At 44.6% G+C, this 22,974-nt stretch carries 15 protein-coding genes; 8 read left to right on the top strand and 7 right to left on the bottom strand.

Going from position 1 to position 22,974, the window contains the following annotated elements:
• Positions 1-63: 63 nt before the first annotated feature.
• The 3 genes from DEO27_RS04780 to DEO27_RS04770 all read left to right on the top strand — a co-directional run bounded on the left by DEO27_RS04780 (position 64) and on the right by DEO27_RS04770 (position 4,226).
• Positions 64-381, top strand: coding sequence for a hypothetical protein (locus DEO27_RS04780; protein ID WP_112576049.1), 318 nt, complete (start codon positions 64-66; stop codon positions 379-381).
• Between the two features lie 279 nt (positions 382-660).
• Positions 661-3,435: a TonB-dependent receptor gene (locus DEO27_RS04775; protein ID WP_112576048.1), complete on the top strand. Its 2,775-nt coding sequence runs from the start codon at positions 661-663 to the stop codon at positions 3,433-3,435.
• A gap of 203 nt (positions 3,436-3,638) precedes the next feature.
• Positions 3,639-4,226 carry an RNA polymerase sigma-70 factor gene (locus DEO27_RS04770; RefSeq protein WP_112576047.1) on the top strand — a complete coding sequence of 196 codons (588 nt, stop codon included), beginning with the start codon at positions 3,639-3,641 and terminating at the stop codon, positions 4,224-4,226.
• Positions 4,227-4,253: 27 nt separating this feature from the next.
• Here the strand turns inward: DEO27_RS04770 and DEO27_RS04765 are convergent, their stop codons facing one another.
• The 3 genes from DEO27_RS04765 to DEO27_RS04755 all read right to left on the bottom strand — a co-directional run bounded on the left by DEO27_RS04765 (position 4,254) and on the right by DEO27_RS04755 (position 8,393).
• Entirely contained in the window at positions 4,254-4,808 is a 555-nt protein-coding gene (locus DEO27_RS04765; protein ID WP_112576046.1) for a dihydrofolate reductase family protein, read from the bottom strand.
• Between the two features lie 82 nt (positions 4,809-4,890).
• Positions 4,891-7,008, bottom strand: coding sequence for an FtsX-like permease family protein (locus DEO27_RS04760; RefSeq protein ID WP_112576045.1), 2,118 nt, complete (start codon positions 7,006-7,008; stop codon positions 4,891-4,893).
• On the bottom strand, positions 6,960-8,393 hold the full coding sequence (locus tag DEO27_RS04755) for a helix-turn-helix domain-containing protein (protein WP_112576044.1): 1,434 nt from the start codon (positions 8,391-8,393) through the stop codon (positions 6,960-6,962). The genes DEO27_RS04760 and DEO27_RS04755 overlap by 49 nt, the downstream gene beginning before the upstream one ends.
• Before the next feature lie 295 nt (positions 8,394-8,688).
• On the opposite strand from DEO27_RS04755, the gene DEO27_RS04750 reads away from it, so the two are divergent.
• From DEO27_RS04750 to DEO27_RS04740, 3 genes are read left to right on the top strand one after another with little or no spacing between them, the layout of a single operon-like run.
• Positions 8,689-9,681, top strand: coding sequence for a FecR family protein (locus DEO27_RS04750; RefSeq protein WP_146750162.1), 993 nt, complete (start codon positions 8,689-8,691; stop codon positions 9,679-9,681).
• A 60-nt stretch (positions 9,682-9,741) separates the two neighbouring features.
• Positions 9,742-12,402 carry a TonB-dependent receptor gene (locus tag DEO27_RS04745; protein ID WP_223818162.1) on the top strand — a complete coding sequence of 887 codons (2,661 nt, stop codon included), beginning with the start codon at positions 9,742-9,744 and terminating at the stop codon, positions 12,400-12,402.
• A gap of 4 nt (positions 12,403-12,406) precedes the next feature.
• A complete protein-coding gene (locus DEO27_RS04740) occupies positions 12,407-13,228 on the top strand; it encodes a DUF4249 domain-containing protein (RefSeq protein ID WP_190295327.1) in 822 nt (273 codons plus the stop codon).
• A gap of 208 nt (positions 13,229-13,436) precedes the next feature.
• On the opposite strand, the gene DEO27_RS04735 is transcribed toward DEO27_RS04740, so the two are convergent.
• Positions 13,437-16,109: a glycoside hydrolase family 2 TIM barrel-domain containing protein gene (locus DEO27_RS04735; RefSeq protein ID WP_112576041.1), complete on the bottom strand. Its 2,673-nt coding sequence runs from the start codon at positions 16,107-16,109 to the stop codon at positions 13,437-13,439.
• Positions 16,110-16,232: 123 nt separating this feature from the next.
• Between DEO27_RS04735 and DEO27_RS04730 the strand changes: the two genes are divergently transcribed.
• Together DEO27_RS04730 and DEO27_RS04725 are read left to right on the top strand one after the other, a co-directional pair.
• Complete coding sequence (locus DEO27_RS04730; protein WP_112576040.1) at positions 16,233-16,937, top strand: 3'-5' exonuclease; 705 nt, start codon at positions 16,233-16,235, stop codon at positions 16,935-16,937.
• A complete protein-coding gene (locus tag DEO27_RS04725) occupies positions 16,921-18,828 on the top strand; it encodes a DUF294 nucleotidyltransferase-like domain-containing protein (protein WP_112576039.1) in 1,908 nt (635 codons plus the stop codon). The genes DEO27_RS04730 and DEO27_RS04725 overlap by 17 nt, the downstream gene beginning before the upstream one ends.
• Positions 18,829-18,952: 124 nt before the next feature.
• On the opposite strand, the gene DEO27_RS04720 is transcribed toward DEO27_RS04725, so the two are convergent.
• The 3 genes from DEO27_RS04720 to DEO27_RS04710 are packed head-to-tail and all read right to left on the bottom strand — an operon-like array spanning position 18,953 to position 22,974.
• Entirely contained in the window at positions 18,953-20,110 is a 1,158-nt protein-coding gene (locus DEO27_RS04720) for a glycoside hydrolase family 76 protein (RefSeq protein WP_190295326.1), read from the bottom strand.
• A 57-nt stretch (positions 20,111-20,167) separates the two neighbouring features.
• Positions 20,168-21,304: a SusE domain-containing protein gene (locus tag DEO27_RS04715; RefSeq protein WP_112576037.1), complete on the bottom strand. Its 1,137-nt coding sequence runs from the start codon at positions 21,302-21,304 to the stop codon at positions 20,168-20,170.
• A 44-nt stretch (positions 21,305-21,348) separates the two neighbouring features.
• Positions 21,349-22,974: a RagB/SusD family nutrient uptake outer membrane protein gene (locus DEO27_RS04710; RefSeq protein ID WP_112576036.1), complete on the bottom strand. Its 1,626-nt coding sequence runs from the start codon at positions 22,972-22,974 to the stop codon at positions 21,349-21,351.

Raw genomic sequence — 22,974 nt, 5'->3', positions numbered from 1 at the left:
TTATATTAACCTAACTTTGCATCGCGAAGAAAAAAACCGCTCCAATCGATTTAATCCGTTCACATGAAAAACATAAAAGATAAAGCCGCTACCAAGCAAGCCCGTAAAGTTCTTAAAAAACAATTAAAAGAAAAATTAGTGATCCAGATTGAAACCCTGGTAAGCGAATTTGGCCCAGATGCCAGCAAAGCAAAAAAAGCTATTGACAAAGCCGCGAAAAACCTCGCTAAAACATTAGCAGCTAAATTAAGCCCCGTAGTACACGCAGCTCCTGCTGAGCCGAAAGTAAAAAAAGAGAAAAAAGCAGCCGAAGCAATTGCACCTGAAAAGGTAAAAGTGAGCAAAAAAGCAAAAATTGCCGAAACTGAAAAAGCGTTATAATTAAACCCCCTGTCCCCAAAAAAGACATTTAGTTTATTTTTTAAATCCATAAAAGCCAATTATTAAAGATATCCATGCTTTAATAATTGGCTTTTTTAGTTTAATTTAAAAATACACGCAAAAAAGACCATAAAACAAAACAATATTTCATACAAACTTCAAAAAATATAATTTTAAAATAGAAAATCAACAATAAAACACACTAAATATTGATAATAGTTTAATAATTATTAACTTACATTAAATTAACAGCATCAATAAAGCTTTACCAACCGTTTTATGAAGAGATTTTTACCACTTACCTTTATTTTGCTTGCCATGTCATCGCTACTGGCGTTAGCACAAAAGAAAGCCATTACCGGAACCGTTACCGATGCCGCAAACAGTGCACCTATGCCCGGCGTATCGGTACATATTAAAGGGAGTAACTTAGGCACGAGTACAAACGCCAAAGGGGTGTATACCATTTCGGCGGCAGCTACCGACGAATTGGTGATAAGTTACACAGGCTATAAAACAATTACCGTAGGTATTAACGGACGCAGTAAAATTGATATCACCCTGGTGAGCGATGTGGCCCAGTTAAATGAAGTGGTTTTAATAGGTACACGCTCGGCAGGGCGTGTAAAGTTGGAAACAGCCGTTCCTGTTGATATTGTTAATGTAGGCAAAGCCGCTTCTGTAACCGGCCGAATGGATATTACAGACATTCTTAATTACTCGGCCCCTTCCTTTAATTATAATAAACAATCCGGCTCGGATGGTGCCGACCACGTTGAACTGGGTACCTTACGCGGCCTGGGACCGGATCAGACGTTGGTTTTGGTAAATGGTAAACGCCGTCATTCTACAGCTTTCGTTTCTGTATTTGGCACACGCGGCCGTGGTAACTCGGGTGTCGATCTGAGTTCTATCCCAACCGCTTCTATCGACAGGATCGAGATCCTTCGTGACGGCGCGTCGGCCCAGTACGGTTCTGACGCTATCGCAGGTGTTATCAACCTTGTGTTAAAGAAAACCACAGGTGTATTTAACGCCAATGTTGGCTATTCCGGTTACTATGATCCCGCTTTTAACAGTGGCAAAAGCGTTGTTGCTTCGCAATATCCACACGGAGGCGCGATAGATGGTAACGGCATTACCATTGATGCCAACTATGGTTTAGCCCTCGGCAAAAGTGGCGGCTTTATCAACTTTACCGGCGACTATGCCAAAAACGGCAAAACCTTCCGCCAAACGCATGATACCACAACTTCAAACCCTAAAGCGCTTCCTATAAACCCTTATAGGCGGGCCAATGGCGATGGGTCGGCCGAGAGCGGTACTTTCTTTTTCAACCATGAATCGCCGCTTGCCGGCACCCGCACAACTTTGTACAGTTTTGGAGGTTACAGTTATAAAGCATCTGATGACTATGCTTTCACCCGTAATTTCTCCGGCAGACCAGAAAGGTTCCCTACCGATAATAGCGGCAAGATAATTCCTGTTAGCGGCATTATTTTTACTACTCCCGACGGCGAATCGTATTATAATCCCATTATCCGGACACACAACACCGATATCGCGGTTGCAGTAGGAGCCAAAGGCACTTTGGGCGATGCCTGGGACTGGGATTTGAGCAACAACATAGGCAATAACAAATTCCACTTTTTTGGCTACAAAACGTTTAATGCTTCTTTAGGTGCAGATAAAACAAATTTTGACGACGGTGGATCGGAGTTTTTACAAAACACCAGTAACCTGAACATCAATAAACACTTTGGCAATATAATGCAAGGCCTTAACCTCGGTTTCGGCGGCGAATACCGTTACGAACGATATAAGATCTTTTCGGGTGAAGAAGCATCGTACAAAAACTACGACCCAACGGGTGTAAAAGCGGCCGGCGCGCAGGGCTTCCCCGGTTACCAGCCAAGCGACGCGGTAAGTGCACATCGCTCGGTTGAAGGCGTGTATGTTGACCTCGAAGGAGACATCACCAAACAATGGCTAATTGACTTTGCCAACCGCTACGAACATTACAGCGATTTTGGTTCAAACTTTAATACCAAACTGGCTACACGCTACAAAATCACCGACAACTTTAATATCCGCGGGTCCTTAGGTACAGGTTTCCGTGCACCATCGTTACAACAGATCAATTACAGTTCAACCTTTACCAATGTACAGGGAACAGTAATATCCGAAGTTAAGATAGCGCCAAACTACAGCCCTATAACTAAAGCGGCAGGCATCCCTAATCTTAAACAAGAAAAATCAAAAAATGCCGGCTTAGGTTTCACATTTAAGCCAGTGCCCGAGTTAAGCTTTACTGTTGATGGTTACTATATTAAAGTTACCGACCGCGTAGTACTATCGGGCCAGTTCAGTGCCGACGACGAAACTCTCGATCCTACATTTACCAATGCGCTGAAAAATCTGCATGTAAGCTCTGCCCAGTTTTTTGCCAATGCGGTTAACACTACTAACAAAGGTTTGGATGTAGTAATTGAATATAACAAAACCATTGGTGCAAACAGGTTCAGAGTATTATTCACTGGCAATTTCCAAACCATGAAGATTGACAAAGTGAATTACCCGCCTATACTCGGCACTACCGCTGCCCTGCGCGAAACTTTCCTGAGCGAACGTGAAAAGAAATTCATCCTTGCATCGGCACCGCCTCAAAAACTTAACCTGAACCCTGAGTTTAGCCATAAAAACTTTACTGTTGGAACCCGCTTTACTTATTTTGGTAAAGTTGTTATCGACGGTTATGGCGATGGCACAACCCTTACCCCTACCGTGCCTACCGATGATGGTTCGGCACAACTGCCCGACCAGTACATTTACAGCGGCAAAGTTGTAAGCGACCTGTATTTCGCTTATAAAGTAGCCAAATCTGTCCGTTTATCTATTGGAGCCGATAACGTATTCAACGTACATCCAGATTTAGCTTATGTTAAAGGCGCAAAAGGTTATGCATTCAATAATGAACCATCAGGTCCGTTTGATGCTGTACAAATGGGACAAAACGGTCGTCGCTTTTTCGCAAGGGTAGGCTTTACATTTTAAAACTATTAACTGACAGATCTCATAGCTTAAGGCGTCCAGGTTTTCCGGGGCGCCTTTTTTATTTTAGGGATAATTTATAAATATCAAAAGCATTGTAACTTTATCCGCCGATAAAACTCTAAACTTGCAAACTGTTAAAACATGTTAAACAAGTGCGAAAGTTATTTTTTGTAAATTCTTTAACTTAGCATTGCAGATAAAGAATGCCTGCACCCAATCAGCATATCACCCATACCGACGAGCAGCTACTACAACTCATAGCCGGCGACAATCGCGAGGCTTTTACTGAGCTGTATAACCGGTATTGGGATAAAACCTTCGCGGTAGCCTACCACCGTTTGGATGACGAGCACGAGGCCGAAGAGGTGGTTCAGGAAGTATTTTTAAGTATCTGGCAACGCCGTGCAAGCCTCAAGTTAACCCATACCCTGGCAACCTATCTTTCGGTCGCGGTTAAATATAAAGTGATCAACCATCTTGATCGCCAATACAGAAAACAGCAGCATTTAGATGAACTTGCTTTTACCTCAACCGAAACTGAGGATACCACCATTCAATGGTTGGAGGAAAAAGAACTGCGCGAACGGCTTGACCACGGCATCAACCAACTGCCTGGAAAATGCCGCATTGTGTTCCTACTGAGCCGCGATGAAAATAAAACCTATGCGGAGATAGCATCAGAGCTTGGCATCTCACAAAAAACAGTCGAAGCTCATATGTCAAAAGCTTTAAGTTCGCTTAGGCAGTCGCTTGGTGTTTCCTTACCAATACTGATTTTGCTGCTTAGTTAAGAACACTGTACATTAATTTAATGCCCGTCAGACTTTCTTGTAATGGAGCGCGATACAACCGGATTCAAGAATCTTTGATTCAATTAATTCTAAACCTAAACTTTCCTTCAAACCGGCGGCTTCCAATAAACTTCTGCCCTCGCCTACAATTACCGGATGGATCACGAAATTAAACTCGTCAACCAGACCAAGTTCAATAACCTGCAAGGGCAGGTTTACACCTCCTATCGAAATATTGCCACCCGGTTGCTGTTTCAATTTACGGATCTCATCGCCAAGATTTGCGTGGGTAATCGTTGTATTTTTGTCATCGGCAACGGTTAAAGTCTGGGAGAAAACAAGCTTATCAATACCATCAAATGCCTGCGCAAATTCTTTCTCCGCCTTGGTTGTGTTTGGATCTTTTGCTGCATCCGGCCAATAAGGAACCATAAGTTCATAGGTTTTACGCCCGTATACAATCAGATCTACACCATCCATAAGCCGGGTAAAATATTCTAATATATCCTTGCCGCCGCCAAATTTGGCATGGTCGCAGCATCCGTCTAAACTCAGGTTAATACCGTAGATTACTTTTCTCATTTGATGGGCTTTAGTTAGGTTATGCTAAAAATAAGGATTTCCGGGTTGGTACAGCTACTTGGTGTCATTTCTATTACTTACCCTATTCACTCTTTAAGCTTCTCACGGGGTTATTAGTAGCGGCCTTAAGGGCTTGGAAGCTGATGGTAACCAGAGCAATTAAAGTAACAATTGCTGTCGCGAATACAAATACCCACCAACTGATTGCTGTTCGATAGGCGAAATCCTGCAGCCACGTATACATGGCGTACCAGGCAACCGGGAAAGCGATTACCGAAGCAAGCAGCACCAGTTTCAGAAAATCTCCTGATAGCATCAATACTACATTTGCAATGGAAGCGCCCAACACTTTTCTTATGCCTATCTCTTTGGTGCGCCGTTCGGCAGTATACATCGCCAGGCCAAATAACCCAAGGCAGGCTACAATAACAGATAGCACAGTAAACACGCTGAATACTTTACCCATGGTTTGATCGGTGCGGTACAATTCGTCATATTGCTGATCCAAAAAATGATAGTCGAAAGGATATTCCGGCATAAAACTTTTCCAGACTGACCGAATCCTGTTAATCGCACCGGCATAATCACCCGGACGCAGCTTGACGGCGATATACGACGAATGCGTTAGGTAATTTCCTGATTTAGTATAGAACAGTGCCCATGGCATGATCTGATCATGTAAGGAGAGCGGGTTAAAATCCTGTGTAATGCCGATCACTTCAAAACGCTTATCGCCACCGCCATGGTAAGAGATGTGCTGGCCAATGGGGTTTTTCCAGCCGGCAAGCTTTGCAGCAGCCTCATTAAGAATTACTGATGCCGAGTCATTATAGGCTTTCGAAAAATTACGCCCGGCAATGAGACGCAGCTTAAATGTAGGCACAAACGCCTCATCCACCATGTAGGAAGACAGGTCCAGTGTTTTTTCCGCAGATGAAGGATTATTGGCATCCATTTCAGGCTTATACTCATCTTCAAAGTATTTTTGCGATGCCGGCAGGTTAGTACTCATCGTGGCACCGGCTACCCCAGGCAATTTCAAGATCTCCTGCCGGAAATTTTCCTCTTTGTTGCCCAGCCATTCGGCATCACCGATTACCAGTACATTTTCTTTGTCATAGCCAAGATCTTTTGACTGATTATACCTGAGTTGCTTATACACAACCATGGTGCAGATGATCATTACCGCTGATACTGCGAATTGAAAAATCACCAACACATTACGTGTTGAAAAACCGGCCTTAGATGTTTTACCATCGGTGTTTCCTTTCAATACGGCAACCGGTTTAAACGCGGTCAGAAAAAACGCGGGATAACTGCCTGCGAATAGCGCTGTAAGCAGGGTAAGCAATAGCATTCCGCCCAAAACACGTACATCAAATAACGCATTAAGCGGTATAGACTTGGACGCCAGCCGGTTAAATGCCGGTAAAACACAAACTACCAGGGTTGTAGCAACAATCCCTGCCAGTATGGTATAGACAAGTGCTTCGTAAAGAAACTGCCAGATCAATTGCCCCCTTTCGGAACCGAGCACTTTGCGGATACCGACCTCGCGCGCACGCCTCGCGGACTGTGCTGTTGCCAGGTTCATAAAATTGAAGCAGGCCAGCAATATAATAAATAAGGCTATGGCCGAGAATATGTATACGTACTTGATATCACCCTGGATAAAATAACGGTTACCGATCTGTGCGGAATAAAAATGCATATCCACAAGGGGCTGAAGTAATACTTCGTATTTGTTCCCCTTCTTCAGGTACTCGTCAAACGGTGTGCCGATGCGGCGAAAAGCGGTGGCTGTCTGTACCCGTACCATCTCGGGGAAACGCGAAACCAGTTTTTGGACATCCACGGCGGCATTGGGCGCATTTGGCCGCAGTTTAACAAAAGTACCCGTTTGCAGCCAAACCCAGCTCCAGCTATAGCGTTTAATTGCTGGCATAGCCAGATTGCATTGCAGCATATCAAATTGCATTGATGATCGTGCCGGCAGGTCTTTCAGAACAGCTGTAACGGTGAATGGTGCGTCGTATCCGTCAATAACCATGCTTTTGCCTATCGGGTCTGCATCACCAAAATACCTTTTTGCACCACTTTCAGTGAGTACGACAGCCCCCCGCCCATTAAGGCAACTGGCGGCATTACCCTTCAGCAAGGGATAGCTGAAAAATTGCAGGAAGTTAGAGTCAACTGACAAACAATTTTTGTCGATAAGCGCTTCACGATGCCCATTCCGGTCAAATGAACCACCTGATCGCCCGGCTGGTAAATACGCGTGTAGCTTTCAATCTCCGGAAAACCGCTTTGCAGGGCCGCTCCCACCGGCGGTGGTGTATGTGCAGCTATAAATTCATTATTACCGTCTTTCTCATGAATGTTTACACGATAGATGCGCTCGGCATTTTTAAAAAAGCGATCATAACCTAATTCGTCCCCGATATACAAACCGATCAATAGGACACAGGCCATACCGATGGCCAGGCTGCTGATATTGATAATGGACAGGCCGCTGTTTCGACTAAGGCTGCGGTAGGCGATCTTAAAATAATTACGGATCATAATATTGCGTTTGGTGGTTTTGAAAACCCCAACCAGTGGGCTTTCCTGACGCAATATTACCGGACGCGAGTTTGACGGAGTGGCCAGTTTATCATTTGGCCATTCTTTTTTCAGGTTATTTTTGTATTCAACCGGGCTTTTGCCGGTCATTTCTTTAAAAACGCGGCTGAATGTACGCTGGGAATTAAAACCAGACTCATAAGCAATACCCAACAAGGTGAACCTGTCATAAGCAGGATCACGCATTTTTCGCGCAACCTCCCTAACGCGAAAGCCATTGATCAGATCATTAAAATTTTTCTGTAAACCATTATTGATGATCCGGGATAGTTCATGCGGATGGAGACCTAATTTAATAGCCAGCGATGTAAGGGTCAACTCAGCATCCTCATACAAACGGCCGGCAGCCACCGCCTCCTTCAGGCGCCGGGCTTTTTCCCTGTCATTCATGTTACCGGTAGTCAGCGTTACATTCACATCTGTTTTCAATATTACAGCTACCACCATCCCTGTCATCACCAGGGCAATGGCTAAACAAAAAACTCCGTTAATGATGCCAGGCAGGCAAAGCAATCCCAACAATATCAATACTTTTTCCAGTCCCCGGAATGCAAACCGTGGCCTATCCATCAGCACAGGCTGTAAACTTTGATAAAAATGCCGGATTAAGCGGTGCGACAGGTACAGGTACACGATAACCGGGATCAAAACTAGCCCTCCGGGTATCCAATAGCCCGCCAGTAAAGGGCAAAAGTGCAGCCCGTCCTGCCAGCGCAATGATCTCTCCCGCAAAACAAGCTGGCGTACGTATAAATAAAGCAACGGACCAAAGGCCAACAAAACGGCCGGGGGCAGCCCGGCTACGTGTAATAAGGAAACAATCAAGGCCAGACTCAGCAACCGGTTAGCCTTTGGGTTATCTTTGCGGGTGAACCATAACAGTAAGGCCAGCGTAATTCCGCTAATCAGCAGCGTTAAGCGGGCCAATTGATAGGGAGCAATATGAAAAACAATGGCATCCAAATGAATTTATTGCCTCAATCGTCATTCCAAAATACTAAATTACTGACAATCAAAAAGGTATAGTAAATCTAAGTAATTCAAGTGTAATATAACCGAACGGATACCTGTTCGATTTCAGAATTCAACCTTTAAAGATCAATCTGGTATCACCAGGGTCTTTAAAGCGCCAACATACTACGTCAATTTCACTTTCGCTTAAACAGAAAATCCAACATTAAAATATTTTTCATTTTGCACTAAGGGTATCGGCTTTTATCACTGACTATATGTGCAAAAGGTTGAAAGATCAGTTACAATGGAAAACAATACCTATAACGTAAAGGAGCTTGCTCATAAGTTAATGCAGGGCACCATCAGTCCGGACGAAAAAATCTGGCTTGATGCCTGGTATGCCAATTTTAGCGATGAGGAAGTTTTGTTATCGGCCTCAAAATACCAAACTCCCGAACAGCTGCGGGAAAGTATTTTGAACAAGATAACCGCACGAATGGAAACACCGGGGAAACCCGCGCGTAAGGTAATTACCTTATGGCGAAGCATAGCTGCTGCAGCGGCCGTGGTATTGCTGGTTACATTTGCGGCGCTTTACAAAAATGAGGTATTGGAAGTTGTTGATCCGGCCAAACAGGTTGAACTGGTAACCTCCCCAGGCAAACACCGGCAAATCAGTTTACCTGATGGTACACGCATCTGGCTTAGCCCCGGCAGTAAGATCAGCTATCCTGATAAGTTCAGGGCCAAAGAACGCCTGGTAAAACTGGAAGGCGAAGCTTTTTTTGATGTGGTACATGATGAAGATCATCCTTTCGTGATCCAATCGGGACAGCTTAAAACGGTGGTACTGGGCACCAGCTTCAACGTCAAAGCCTACCCGGACGAGATGATATCTGAGGTAACGGTCATCAGCGGAAAAGTAGCTGTACAAGAACATGATTTACCTAAAAGCAAACAGACTATCATGGTGCTTAACCAACAGGCAGTTTATAATAAAACTGACAGATCGTTGATTAAAAAGGATTATCCCAACGCTTCAAAATTCCTGTCGCAGCGTACCGGTTTGTTCAGTTATGATGGCGCATCGCTGCAAGACGTTACCGATGATATATTACTCCAGTATGGCATCCGCGTAAATCTGGCTCCGGGCATTGCTCAAAAAGGGTTTTACGGACACATCAACACCAATGAGGCGGTTGATAAAACACTTAACAAACTTTGCGCCGTAATGGACCTGCGCTGGAGCAAGCTTGATAACGGCTATTACCTGCAACCTTTGCCACCCAACAATTAACCTTTTCATTTTCAAAACATCTCCCTAAAAGGAAAAACCACACCAACAATTAAAGCATTTATGAAAACCAACAGACCGGCATGGGTATCCATGCTGATTTGCGAGATAACGCGAATACCCCTCCGAACGGCACTCGGCATATTGATGTTACTATTGATAACAACACAAAGCCAGGCGCAAACCCAGAGCCTTTTAGACAAACCCGTTACTATAACTATCACTAACGAACCGCTTAAGCAGGCTTTAGATAAGATCACAGCCGCCAGCGGTATCAAGTTTACCTATAATGAAACAGTTGCAAAAAGCACAGTAAAGATCAGTATCAATGCCAAAAATCAGCCATTGGGTGATGTATTGCGCAAAGCCCTTGCCACTCAACCCTTTAGTTTTACGGTACTTGATAACGAAGTGCTGATCAAATATGACGCGGGTAAAATAAAAAAGCAGGCCGCCGCCGATGGCAAATACACGGTAAGCGGCACCATTAAATCAAAACAAACCGGCGAAACCATTATCGGCGCAAGCATCAGGGTTACCGATGCAAACGCGGGTACCTCCAGTAACGAGTATGGCTTTTATTCGCTTACCTTGCCTGCCGGTAATCATGAGCTTTCTATAAGCGCCATGGGGCAAAAAACTATCACGATGCCAGTATCGCTTAGTGGTAACCTCAAACTGGATATCGCCCTTGAAGATAATTCGCAACTATTACAGGAGGTAACCATCAAAGCCGCTCCCGCAGGGGCACGCGATTTGGCCAGTCCGCAAATGGGCGTTGAGCACCTCAGCATCCAGGAAACCAAAAACATCCCTGTGCTGCTCGGCGAACGCGATGTGATCAAGACCATTCAATTGCTACCGGGCATCAAATCGGCTGGGGAAGGCAGCGGCGGCTTCTTTGTGCGTGGCGGCGCTACCGATCAAAACCTGATCTTGCTTGACGAAGCACCGGTTTACAATGCATCGCACCTGCTGGGCTTCTTCTCTACCTTTAACTCCGATGCGATCAAAAACATGAATATTTACAAGGGCGATATGCCTACGCAATATGGCGGCCGGTTATCGTCCGTGTTAGATGTTAAAATGAACGATGGCAACAACCAAAAATTTGGTGTTAGTGGCGGTGTAGGCCTGATAGCGGCGAGGATCAATGCCGAGGGCCCTATCCAAAAAGGCAAATCTTCGTTCCTGATCTCGGCACGCCGTACTTATGCCGATGCTTTCCTGGCTTTATCGAAGGACAGCATCGCAAAAAAAAGCCAGCTTTATTTTTATGATCTTAATGTCAAAGCCAACTATGTTTTAGGCGATAAAGACCGCTTGTTTGTTTCCGGCTATTTTGGTAAGGATGTACTTAAAGCCGCCGATATTGCGGGCATTAACTGGGGCAATACCACGGCTACCCTGCGTTGGAACCACATTTTTAATAGTCAGCTTTTTTCAAATACATCGCTCATTTACAGTAATTACGATTATAAGCTTAACATCAAACAGGATGTAAACGAGTTCAACATCTACTCACAGATCCGCGATTTCAATTTTAAGGAAGACATGCAATGGTACGCCGGCGACAAAAACACCATTAGCTTTGGTGTAAATAGCATCTATCATACCATTAAACCGGGCGAAATTTCGGCCACAGGTAACTCGGGCATTATATCGCAAAGCCTGCAAAACAGGTACGCCCTTGAAAACGCCGCCTATGTTACTAATACCTGGAAAGCCACTGATCGCTTTACCTTAACCTACGGTCTGCGCCTATCGGCCTTTACCATACTTGGATCGGGCGATTATTATGATATTGATGCCGATGGAAATATCATCGGCTCAAAACATTATACTCCCGGACAGGAGGTTAAAACCTACGTTAACCTGGAACCGCGTATCGCGGCAGCATTTCAGCTCAACGATGTAAGTTCGCTTAAAGCGTCATACGCCCGCAACGCGCAAAACCTGCACTTGATCTCCAATTCCAATTCGGGTTCCCCAACGGATAAATGGGTAGCCAGTACCAACCTCATCAAACCTGAAATTGCCGACCAGTTTTCCGTAGGATACTACAAGGATTTCAGTGAGCACAACTATGAATTTACGGTGGAAAGCTATTACAAAAGGCTGCAAAATCAAATAGATTACCGTAATGGCGCCAATGTATTTACCAACCAACCTATCGAAACACAATTGCTTTATGGCAAAGGTCGCGCTTATGGTGCTGAGTTTTTGCTGAAGAAGAAAACAGGCAGACTAAGTGGCTGGATCAGCTATACGTTGTCAAAATCTGAACGGATGATTGACGGGATCAACAATAACCAATGGTACAATGCACGGCAAGATCGCACGCATGATATAGCCATTGTTGCCATGTACAAAGCCAGCGACAAATGGACATTCTCGGCCAATTTTGTTTACTACACCGGCGATGCAGTTACCTTTCCAAGCGGTAAATATCAGGTTGATGGCGTAACTTATTACTACTATACTAACCGTAATGCCGACAGGATGCCTGCTTACCACCGCTTAGATTTGGGCGCTACCAAGCAGCTTAAGAAAACCGCGAAATTTCAGTCTGATTTAACATTCAGCTTGTACAATGCTTATGGCAACCCTAACGCGTACCGCATATTTTTCCGTGATAACAAAACGGATGCAAGCCGTACCGAAGCCGTACGCACCACTTTATTCACCTTTGTACCTTCGGTTACCTATAACTTTAAATTTTAAGCCGATGAAAAACACTATAAAATATATAACCATTATCCTGTTTGCAGCAGCTCTGAGCAGTTGCGAAAAGGCCATCGACCTGAAACTGAAAGATACCACTCCGCAATATGTAGTTGAAGGCGTATTAACCGATGAAGCAGGCGGCTGTAAAGTATTGTTAAGTCAAACCAAAAACTTTACCGATAACAATGATTTTAATGGCATAAGCGGCGCTACCGTTACCATTGTCGATGATAATAACAATGTATATCCGCTAACAGCAACCGGCACAGGCGTTTACCAACACAGCACTTTAAAAGGCACCGTTGGGCATACTTATTCGCTTAATGTGAGCGTAAACGGAAAAACATTTACTTCAAGCTGTATAATGCACCCTGCTGTTCCGCTGGACAGTATTTATTTGGTTAAAGACCAACTTAACAATAACAAAGACGGCACTCCGCGTAAATATGTTACCGTACAATACCACGACCCTGCATCTACCAAAAACTACTACCGCTTTGTACAGTACGTTAACAACCGTAAGGAAGAATCTATTTTGCTCGATGATGATGAGTTTACCAACGGACAGGAAGTAAACACGCGCCTTAACTTCAACAATGATAACGACAACCCGGCCAGGGACATTCGCCCGGGTAACCAGGTAACCATCGAAATGATGAGCATTGACCAGGCTGTATATAAATACTTTTACAGCCTTACCAACAGCGCCAACGGCGATGGCAACAATGCCGCACCGGCTAACCCGTTAACCAACATCAAAGGCGGTTCATTGGGGTATTTTAGTGTGCATACGGTGTTAAGGAAGACTTTGACGGCGCCGTAGCCCCCCGGCCCCTTAAGGAGGAGCACTTGTAATTTATGCGTTGGCAAGTTCAAGCGTTCATGCTTAAACTTGCCAACGCATACCATAATTAAAAATGTCATTGCGAGCGAAGCGTGGCAACCGCACGGAAGCATAGCCGCCCTGTATAGTATGCGATTGCCACGCTTCGCTCGCAATGACATAACTTTTTATTCTTTTATTTTTCTCTCTAATACACCTTCCTTACCTGCACGGCATTCAATATGGCCTGCCCGGTTATTGCTTTAAAGCTTATCGTTATGCCATCAGCGTCAACAGTAACCGGAATTTTGGTAGAATAAGCCTTCAACGGTTCAAGGTAATTACTGTTACTTAAACCTTCAATAACGGTTTGCCCGTTAATAAGCACATCAAAACTGCGGGCAATGGCGGTTTGTTTTTGGGTTGAATTGTTGAGGTTATAAACCAACTGCGGCGAATTATCATTGGTGGTCAGTTCGGCGAAATGCAGAGTAACTTCGTATTTACCTGCCGGCACATCTAATTTAAAATCGCTTAACCCTACACGCTGGGTTTGGTAAATAGGATCATAATTGGTTTCGAGGATATTTTTGTTTGAGCCATAAGGCAGCTGTCCGTTTTGGCCGAGGGTAAATACTTCGCCGCCAACATAACCCCAGCTACCTTTGGTGTAAGGCTGTTCAGGGATCCAAACCTGGTGCAGTTTATCATCAACCAACTGGCGCTTATCGCCAAGGCTTACATTAAGCTCGGTAAATGGCGTTTGCGGGTTACTCAAATTGTGCGGAATGAGGTTAAAATCAACCGCCATAAAATCTTCAAGGCTGTCACCGTCTCCTGCTGTTGCTTTAAGGGTATTTTTACCAGATACAAAAGGAACATTAAAAGTAGCTATTCCCTCCTGTACAGTTTTATTTTCCAGTAATTTACCATTAAGCCATAGTTTTACTTGCGGTTGATTGCTATACACATTTACCGGCTGCTGGCAAACGTTGTTTTCATTGCCGTTACCCGCTTTTAGCATGCTCGTACCTATTTTGATAAATGGCTGTTTCAGCAAATTGGCCTGGTAAAAAAAGTATGACTCTTTTGGCTGGCGATCATTGGTCAGCAAACCTTTGGTATTGATATGCGGAGTGGCTTCCTGCCTTTGTTCAGCATTGAAATCAACCAGGTTCCAGATGGCGCCGCCTGCTACAAATGGTAGCTTTTTGATACGGTCGAGGTAGTATTGGTGGTATTTAACTTCGTATTCAACGGTTTTATCAAACCTTACCGGTTCAAAGCTGTGCAGGCGGCTATCGGCATCGGCTCCAAATTCGGTTATGATCATGGGCTTGGTTGGCAGCATCTGGTGATGCTTTTCCAAAAACTTATCCAAGCCGGCAAAATCTTTGGCGTACCAACCATAATACAGGTTCCAACCAACAATTTGCGGCACGGCGGCAAGCCCGGTGTTATAATACCTGTCGAAATCGCCATGGCACGGGATCATGGTATAGCGCGATGGATCCTCCTTACGGGTAAGGCTATCAATCTGTTTAGCCAGGTTTACCAGGTTAACAAAATACTTCTTCTGCTCATCGGATCCTGATTTATACCGCGGGCTAATCTCCACCTCATTCATATAAGCCCAGATGATAATACTCGGGTGATTAAAATTTTGGCGGATCATTTCCAATTGCATGTGTTTGGCATTGTCGGCAAAGGCGGTGGTTTCGGTAATCCGGTTAACTTCCGGCGTCTCTACCGACGCCAGGATCCCCAGCCTGTCACAAGCCTCCAGTACCGACGGATCCTGCGGATAATGTGCTATACGGATAAAATTAGCGCCCATGGCCTTCAGCAGTTCCATGTCGTGGATATTGATGGCATCGGGTATGGCGTTGGCCATTCCCTGAAAATCCTGGTGGCGATTAGCCCCAATCAGTTTTACAGGATTTCCGTTTAAAAAGAAGCCTTTATCGGCATCAAAACTAAACCAGCGGAACCCCAAAGCGCTGCCGCTTTCATCCAATTGCTGCCCCGTTGAAGCATCAACAATTCGTGAAACCACATGATATAAATAAGGCTCATCCGGCGACCATAAATGAGGATTACTTACCGTTTGTTTTTGACTGAACGAAAGTTTATTACCCGCTGCTAAGCTCAGCGCGCTTTGCAATTTTGCTACAATTTTACCATCGGCATCAACTACCTCACTTATAACTCTAACTTTAGTCTTTTTTGATGATAGATTATTTACCATTCCTTCAATCAGCACATCACCTTTTTCGGCAGATACCGCAGGCGTTTTTATTTTGATGCCGGGCGAAGCCAGTTCCGAATCAAAAGCTATTGGATTAGACGCTACGATATATACATCACGATAAATACCGCCATAAAAAGTGAAATCGGCATCCAACGGCGGGATATCTTCATTGTGGCTGTTATCCAGCTTCACCATCACCTCGTTGGCTGTTAAACTATCTTTACCAAAAGGTTTTAAGTAACTGTTGATCGGGATGTTAAACGCGGTGTAGCCACCAATATGTTTACCAGCAAGTTTTCCGTTTACATATACTTCGGCAACTTCATTGGCCCCTTCAAAGAACAGGGAGAGCTGTTTATATTTCCATTGTGCAGGCACATAGATGGTTTTTTTGTACCAGCCTATACCGCGGTAATATCCGGGTTCGTCATCGTTAGCGTCGGTTGTGTTCCAGCTATGCGGAAGAGATATCTTTTGCCAGGCCGAAGCATCTGTAGCAGCGGTAGGCAAACCAGCTATATCGCCTTTATGAAAAGCCCAGCTGGTGTTGATACTTTGTTTGATAGTTTGCGCAAACAGGTATGCGCTGCAAAAACACAGGATAAGACTAACAGTGATTTTTTTGAACATTGGGTAGATCGGTTTTTAAAAGGCGGGGCTAAAATAGCGGTATTTTTTAAAAAAGATGCCTCACAAATCGGTTACAAAAGCCATGTGGCTACCATCATTCAAATAAATTCATAAATTTAGCATGTGCAAGATTACCTTTTATTCATAGATACCGAAACTTCCGGCCTTCCCAAAAAGTGGGACCTGCCCTACTGTGATAACGACAACTGGCCTTATGCGCTGCAGGTGTCATGGATAGTTTACACCAAAGATATGCAGGAACTGAAGCGCGAAGATCATTATATTAAAGACAACGACTTCATCATAAGCCCCAAAGCACATGCAGTTCACGGTTTAACTCAGGAATATTTGGTTGAGCATGGCGAGTGGCGCAAGGATGTTATGACCCTGCTGGCCAATGATTTGCTCCAATATGAGCCACTGGTGATAGGTCATTTCATTGAGCTTGACCTAAATGTTGCCGGTGTAGAGTTTTATCGTACAGGTATCATCAATCCGCTTCAAAATTTAAAAACCTTTTGCACCATGCTGGCAACTACCAAATGGGTGCAAAATCCCAAAGCCAAATACCTAAGGTTAAACCAGTTGTACGAGGTACTGTTTAACAAAACCTTAGACAGGCAGCACAACGCCCTTGAAGACGCGGAAGCCACTGCCGAATGCTTTTTTGAGATGCTGAAACGCGGCGACATTACCGACGACAGTATACAGCACCAGGAGGTTTACCTGCAAAAAATCCGTTCCGAAAAAAAATACCTTTTACCCGCAGCCATCGTTTTAATTTTGATCATCATCATAGCTTTTTGGTTATATGGTTCAACGTCTTGATTTTTTAAGCAAAGTATCCCCTTTTAACCTGCTCCCCGCCGAGGTACTGGAAGAAATTGCCGACCAGCTGCAGGAGATCCGTTACAGTAAAGACACGGTTATTTACCAGCAGGAAGTAACCAAAATGCGCGGCGTAGATATTATTGCCGAGGGCGAATACGAATCCTTTTTTTACGATACTCAACAAAACAAGCGCCTGCTGGAGCATCATCATCCGGGCTATTGTTATGGTGGCATTTCGGTGTTGCTTAACCGCAAACAATCTATCCGAACGGTGATTGCCAAGAAGGGAACTACTGTTTTCTTTTTGCACCGTAAGGACTTTCGGTCGTTATGCAAAGCCTACGAAGAATTTGTACAATATTTTACCGCTGATTTTGGCAAGCGCATGCTTAATGATGAGTTTGCCCATTTTTATAAGCGACCGGCAACTTTTGAAGAAAGCTATATAGCTTCAGAACAAATGTACTCGCGTAAAATAGAAAGCATCGAATACCGAGAGATAGTTTCCTGCCCGCAAAGCACCCCGGTTTATGAAACTGCCCGCTTAATGGCCAAACACAAGGTAAGCTGCATTTTTATCCGCGATGAGCAAAGCAAAATTGTAGGCTATGTAACTGATATCACCCTTCGCGATAATGTGGTTTCTAAACAGGCCAACACCGCCCAATCTGTTGGTAATATCATGGATAACCCTATCGTTTGCATCAGCACCAATGCTTATGTATATGAGGCTATTTTGATGATGTTTCGTACCAAAACAAGGTATTTGCTCATTAAAAATGGAGATGAATTTGTAGGCAGTATCAGCAGGAATAAATTACTGGCCGAGCAGGCACAATCACCATTGGTATTTATTCAATCGGTTAAGCAGGCTATATCTGTTCAGGAGCTTAAACGTAAATGGGAATCGGTACCACAGATGGTTACGCAGCTACTTGGCCGCGGCGTAAATGCCGAAATTGTGAACCAGGTAATCACCACCATTGCCGATACCATTGCCATAAAAGTAATTGAAAGCGTTATTGAGGTCATGGGCCTACCGCCTGCTAAATTTGTTTTTATGGTGCTTGGCAGCGAAGGCCGTAAAGAGCAAACCTTTAAAACCGACCAGGATAACGCCATTATTTACGAAGATAAAGCCAATGAGCACCGCGAAGAGGTGCGTGAATATTTCCTGAGCTTTGCACAGCAAGTATCCGAAAAGCTTGATCATATAGGATTTAGTTTTTGTACCGGTGGCTACATGGCCCAAAATCCTAAATGGACACATTCGCTTTCGCACTGGAAACGTAATTACGAAAGTTGGATGACCGAGGCTGTACCCGAAACGGTGATCCAGTTCTCTACCTTTTTTGACTGCCGGTACCTGTATGGTGAAGCCAGCATTATGGACGAGCTAAAAGAGTTTTTGGATGAAGAACTGCAAAAACCCCTCGGGAAGATCTTTTTCCATATGGCTAAGAACGCACTGCAATATGAACCGCCGCTTACCTTTTTCAAGAATATAAAAACATTCACCAAAGGCAGCCAAGAGGTTTTCGACATTAAAAAGTCGATGACTCCTATTGTCGACCTGGTACGGATGTATGCCCTGCGCCACCGCGTTTTTGAAGTTAATACCGGTGAGCGATTGAAAGCCCTAAAGGAAAAAGAAGTATTTACCGAGAAAGAAGTTCAGGAACTTATGCAGTCGTACTACTTTTTAATGAGCCTGCGCCTTCGCAACCAGGCCTCCCAAATTATCCAGGACCGCACCGAGCCCGACAACTACATAGATCCCGATAAGCTCACAAAAATTGAAAAAGTTGCCCTAAAGGAGATCTTTAAAACGATTGATAATTTTCAAACAAGGATAAAGCTGGAGTTTACCAATAATTTGTTTGGGTAAGGATTTAAAAATATGTCATTGCGAGCGCAGCGCGGCAATCTCGTAGCCAATGCATGTCCGATCTGCATAGCTACGAGATTGCTTCGTCGTTCCTCCTCGCAATGACATATAAATTTAGGCCCTGTTACAACTTCCCTGCCGCTTTTAAAGTTGCGGCGGCTTCAACCATCATTACACCGCTTAGCTGGGTGGTAAGATCTGTTGTTTCTGATGGTTTCTTTTTCCAATCCGGACTGATCATAAGCGATGGGCGGTCGATGCCCTGGGTGTACAGGGTTTCGGCGTTGAACTTCAGGAAGCTGATAAACTTGGTTTTATCGGCGTCTGAAACATCTGCGTCGAGGGCCAGCAAGGTAAGATACCTTATCAGGATGCCTTTAAACAAACCACCATCACCCTGACCTTCTGATTTCAGAATACCACCCGGCGAAATATCAGTATCGTTAATTGTGGCGTTGGCGGTGTTTACAGCATCGGTAAGATAGGTGGCATCTTTGGTAACATGGTAAAGTTCAAGCGCCGCGCCTATGAAAACGCCCTGGTTATAGGTGAACTTCCACTTGCTGATCTGGCCGTCGCCATTGGCATTGATACCATCCCATATAATACCTGACGGATCAAGCAGCGTTTTCTTTAACCAGGTATACAGTCTTTTTGCTGTCACGAGGTCTGCTTCATTCTTCTCCAAAGCGTATAAGCGGGCGGCGAAGATGATAGCAGGGGCATTTGCAGGCGTATTTTTATAATCTAACTGATTTTTACGCCAGGCAATACCTCCACCCTGGTTGTTGTTTTCACCGGTTTTGATATCTGTCCATAAGGTATGTGCCGCTGTTAAATAAGCGGCATCGTTGGTTGCACTGTAAGCCCTCAGGGTAGCCAGCGACAACCACTCCATATCGTCATAAAAATTGTTTGATAAACCGCCGTTGGTTGTTTTAATACCCGCCAAAAGCGAACTCATCCTTTGCTTGTAGATATCATTTTTGCTGCGCAGATAGGCATCGGTGAAAATATCAAGCGTATGAGCGTTTGGCCAATAGTTAAAAGTGGTGCTACCCGCGTTATCAGCTACAAAATAATTGCCGTTTCCTGATATAAAGGTGGTATATGTTTTTTCCTGTAAGGAATCGGCTGTTTCGGCATACTTATATTCCACCTTTGCCGAGGCTTTGTTGCCGTACAAAGGGAAAGGTTTATCTTTTAAGCACGATGAAAAGCTTGTGATCATGCCTCCTGCCAAAGCAATGGCAGCTAAATTTCTGAATACTTTATTTTTCATAAAATATGATTTATGGTAAACCTGCCACCATTTAAGGCGGCAGGTGCTGATCATTAATTATTTAACAGTAACAGTGTGAGTATAGGCCGCCGCATCGGCGCTAAAATCAACTACGATATCGGCGTTGTGGTTATCAGCCGCCCCGGTAAACTTGAAGCAGAAGTCATACTGCGCATCGTTAACCGGTACCATGTACCAGAATGATTTGGCGGTATTGGCATCCGGGCGACTGTTATCTGAGTTTTTGCTGCCGTAAAACTGGGTAGAACTGTTACCCGCCGCATCCTTAAACGTAAAGCGGAATTTATAACGCTCATCGCGGCCCCATGACTCCTGGTGGAACACGATTGAAGCGTTGTCAATTTCCCATTTACCACCTGCTTTATACGGCAGCGGGAACCAAACTTTGTTATCGGCAGCAAACCATAAACCAACCTCGGTAACCTCGCTTACAGCTGCCGACGCCGAAGTAAAATCTACCACAATACGCTCAACCTTGGTAGCACCGGTAACTGTAGTGCTGCCATCTTTTAACAGTTTTGTGCCATCGATAGAATAAGTAGCAGGTGTGCCGGTATTACGCTCGGCAAAGTGATAAGTACCCACTTTTAATGATGTCCAGGCTTCAAATACACCGGCAGCGGTTTGTTTAAAGTGGACTGCTTTACTCAGGTCTTCACCACCTTCGGTTGCTGAACCGGTTAGGTATAAATCGGCAGGAATATCGGTAAAGCCTGCTGCACGCTGAACTTCAATAATACTTGACGCGCTTGACTTAACTACGTTAATGCCTTTTGACGACATTACTGTCCATTTCAGTTTACCGGTAGCTTGCGGCTGAATGCCCGCCAGGTCAGCAACCTTGTTCAGATCTTTGTAGGAGATGGTAAGTTTGTTGTAAAGTCCGTTAGCATCTGAAGGAATGGTGTAGATAGGTTTTGAGAAATCGCCGCCTTCTTTGTCAAAAGCAACTTCATACAATACCAGGCCGTTATCTTCGGCATGAGCTTCGGCCCATTCAAAAGTAGCCGAACCTGTTACCGGCTCCAGCTGAATGAATTTATTGTTTGCCGGGGTGTACAGATCTGTAACGGCAGAAACTTTGGTATGCTCAAGGGTTTTATCTTTTTTACAGCCTGTAATTACTAAAATGGCTATGATGCCTGCCATAAGGCAGTATGTAATATTTTTCATGATCGTAATTGATTATAATGTCTTTTTTATAAATAATTAATGATTTACCAGCCTGGGTTTTGAGTCAGGTTTGGATCAACGGAGCGTTCGTCGCGCGGGATAGGCCACAGGTATCCCCTGCTTTTATCAAACGAGCGCAGATTTGCCCTGATGTAACCGTTATCAACAGAAGCCGGGCCGTATTTGGCGCCATGTGCCCAACCGTTCAGCACAGTTTCGGCAGTGTGCCAGCGGCGGATATCAAAAACGCGTAAGCCTTCCATGGCCAATTCCACGCGGCGTTCGTTGCGCACAATGTCACGTAAACCTGCCTGTCCTACGGCATTAAAGTTTAATGCAGGCGCATCGGTAAAGCCGGCACGTGTACGGAGGGCCTTGATGGTTTTATCCCATACCCCACCGTCCAGCTGGTTAAGCTCATTTTTGGCCTCAGCATACATCAGCAGTACATCAGCATAACGGATTAGGATGAGATTTAAAGCCGACTGAAAGTTAACCGCCGAAGCCGGATCATAATATTTACGGGTATAATAAGCAGTTGGTGAACTCACCTTTCCCGGCGCATATTCATCCGGTTTGGTAGCTCCAGGATCATCGCCCGGTTTAGTATAGATTACCTGAACGCTATTGTCGGGCTTTTTCCACTTGTAACCATTGTAAACAACGGTATTGGTAAGCCTTGGGTCACGGTTTACATAAGGATTGTTTTCGTCATAACCCGAACCGGAATCGCTGATCTTTTTACCATTTGCCATCAGATAACTGTCAACCAGTTCCTGGGTTGGGGCCAGCGCGTTAAGACGAGCACCAACGGCAAGCGGGGCCATATCAAAAAAGTTGCTGTAAGTACGTACATCCGGAACAAACTCCAGGTCGAGGATCACCTCGCTGTTATATTCATTCTGAGGCAAAAACAAACCCTCGTACGATGAGAACAGACTGTAAGTGCCATTACTGTTGTCGTTCATCAACTTTTCGCAGGTGGTAGCCACATCCTGCCAGCGGCCTTCATAAAGCAATACTCTCGCTTTAAGCGCTATAGCAGCACCTTTTGTAATGCGGCCCCTGTCGGCATCTTTATAAGCGGTGTTAACAGGCAGATCATTGGCAACGGCGTCAAGCTCCTTTAAAACAAAATCAACCACCTGTGCCTTAGGTGTACGGGCAATTGTTTTTGATTCGTCAATGCTGATGTCATGATCAAACAAAGGCACATCGCCCCACCATGTTTCGAGCATAAAATAGTGGAACGCGCGTAAAAAACGGGCTTCCGCTTTCATACGTGTTTTCAAGGCAGCATCCATATCGGTCACCCTGTCAATATTTTCGAGGAAGATGTTGCTGGTTTTTATGCCGCTGTAGTGATATCCCCACTCCTGCTTGATACGCCCAAGCGAAGGGTCATAAGTACCGGCAGCCAGTGAAGCTACACCCTGGTTGTCACCACGACCATTATAGGCATTATCAGACATGCCCTCGTTATAAAAGAAATAATCGTTGGTGAACATCTGGTTATAAGCCGTGTTAAGTACGGCATTGGCTTTATCGGCAGTAGTCCAGAAATTGCTGTCGGTAAATTTATTGGTTGGCGCCAGATCGAGCTTTTTACAGGCTGCTACACTTGCCACCAACACTAAAAAAGCTGTTTTATATGTTGAGTATTTTTTCAT

The organism is Mucilaginibacter rubeus (assembly GCF_003286415.2).
GTDB lineage: Bacteria > Bacteroidota > Bacteroidia > Sphingobacteriales > Sphingobacteriaceae > Mucilaginibacter > Mucilaginibacter rubeus_A.
The sequence above is the reverse complement of the archived record's forward strand: the minus strand, read 5'-3'. Positions and strand labels throughout refer to the sequence as shown.

What these genes read in the sequence shown, in the direction of transcription:
- DEO27_RS04780 (WP_112576049.1), top strand. Translation starts at nt 64, where the DNA reads ATGAAAAACATAAAAGATAAAGCCGCTACCAAGCAAGCCCGTAAAGTT.
- DEO27_RS04775 (WP_112576048.1), top strand. Translation starts at nt 661, where the DNA reads ATGAAGAGATTTTTACCACTTACCTTTATTTTGCTTGCCATGTCATCG.
- DEO27_RS04770 (WP_112576047.1), top strand. Translation starts at nt 3,639, where the DNA reads ATGCCTGCACCCAATCAGCATATCACCCATACCGACGAGCAGCTACTA.
- DEO27_RS04765 (WP_112576046.1), bottom strand. Translation starts at nt 4,808, where the DNA reads ATGAGAAAAGTAATCTACGGTATTAACCTGAGTTTAGACGGATGCTGC.
- DEO27_RS04750 (WP_146750162.1), top strand. Translation starts at nt 8,689, where the DNA reads ATGGAAAACAATACCTATAACGTAAAGGAGCTTGCTCATAAGTTAATG.
- DEO27_RS04745 (WP_223818162.1), top strand. Translation starts at nt 9,742, where the DNA reads ATGAAAACCAACAGACCGGCATGGGTATCCATGCTGATTTGCGAGATA.
- DEO27_RS04740 (WP_190295327.1), top strand. Translation starts at nt 12,407, where the DNA reads ATGAAAAACACTATAAAATATATAACCATTATCCTGTTTGCAGCAGCT.
- DEO27_RS04735 (WP_112576041.1), bottom strand. Translation starts at nt 16,109, where the DNA reads ATGTTCAAAAAAATCACTGTTAGTCTTATCCTGTGTTTTTGCAGCGCA.
- DEO27_RS04725 (WP_112576039.1), top strand. Translation starts at nt 16,921, where the DNA reads ATGGTTCAACGTCTTGATTTTTTAAGCAAAGTATCCCCTTTTAACCTG.
- DEO27_RS04720 (WP_190295326.1), bottom strand. Translation starts at nt 20,110, where the DNA reads ATGAAAAATAAAGTATTCAGAAATTTAGCTGCCATTGCTTTGGCAGGA.
- DEO27_RS04715 (WP_112576037.1), bottom strand. Translation starts at nt 21,304, where the DNA reads ATGAAAAATATTACATACTGCCTTATGGCAGGCATCATAGCCATTTTA.
- DEO27_RS04710 (WP_112576036.1), bottom strand. Translation starts at nt 22,974, where the DNA reads ATGAAAAAATACTCAACATATAAAACAGCTTTTTTAGTGTTGGTGGCA.